The organism is Cupriavidus sp. GW822-FHT03E04, from assembly GCF_058801495.1.
The window spans coordinates 1-903 of sequence record NZ_JBXANI010000079.1 but is presented as its reverse complement, the minus strand read 5'-3'; the positions used below and the strand labels follow the sequence as shown (position 1 = coordinate 903).

The following is a 903-nucleotide window of genomic DNA, read 5'->3' as shown; positions in this document are numbered from 1 at the left end:
GGCGAAAGCCACGATGCCTTCCTCGGCAACTCGGCAGCCATCAACCTGATCGTGCATGACAGCGTGCACGCCCACCGCGGCTCGATCTCCGCCGAGCATGGGCTGGGCCAGCTCAAGCGCGAGGAAAACCGCCGCTACAAGAGCGGCGTGGAGCTGGCGATGATGCGGGCGATCAAGCAGGCGCTCGATCCCCAGGGGTTGATGAATCCGGGCAAGGTGATCTGACGGGAAACGCGCGCCGGTGGCTTAGCGCGCTGCCGGAATTTCCACGACCTGCCAGCCCTCGTTGCGGTCCGCCAGGAATCGCATCACGGAATCGACGGTGACGGTCCTGATGCGGTCGGAGAAGCGCAGTTCAGTGGGATGATCGTCAAAGGCCACGTTGGCCTTGAACACGCGGCCACCCAGGCGCTTGAACGTACCGATCTTCATCTCGGACGGCTGGTAACCGGCCAGCTTGAGCCAGGCCTGCGCCTGCTCGCGATTGACGATCTTGGCGTCCCTGGCTTCCACGGCTGCCAGCGTTTCCAGCACCCAGGTGTTGGAGTTCTGGTACTGCGTGGAGAATGGGTACGATACCAGGCTGTAGTTGACGTCGTGAACCGAGCGCAGGGCTGCGCCATCCTGCAGGCGCGGCAGCAGGCGATCGGCGATCTGCTTGGGAGGGACGATCAGGACGGCATCGTACGAGAACATATCGTCGAGGAAGAAATTGCCGACGCCCTCGTACCACAGATCCGACTGCGCGGTGCCACAGCTATTGAGCAAATGGGCAATGCGCCAACGCGCGTCCGCCGGGTTGCGGTAGATGATGCCGACGTGGCTGTATTTCAGCCCATAGCTGGACAGGTCCTGCCCCACCCGCCCCACCAGCGCCACGTTGTCCTGGCGCCGTTCCATCTC

At 63.3% G+C, this 903-nt stretch carries 2 protein-coding genes; one reads left to right on the top strand and one right to left on the bottom strand.

Annotated features, from left to right (window positions below; translation table 11 throughout):
- A partial coding sequence (locus tag AC1RQC_RS40360) for an FAD-linked oxidase C-terminal domain-containing protein (protein ID WP_492886877.1) occupies window positions 1-225 on the top strand: 225 nt, incomplete at its 5' end.
- 21 nt (window positions 226-246) lie between these two features.
- On the opposite strand, the gene AC1RQC_RS40355 is transcribed toward AC1RQC_RS40360, so the two are convergent.
- Window positions 247-903 (bottom strand): DUF2145 domain-containing protein (locus tag AC1RQC_RS40355; protein WP_492886875.1); only part of this gene is annotated, 657 nt, incomplete at its 5' end.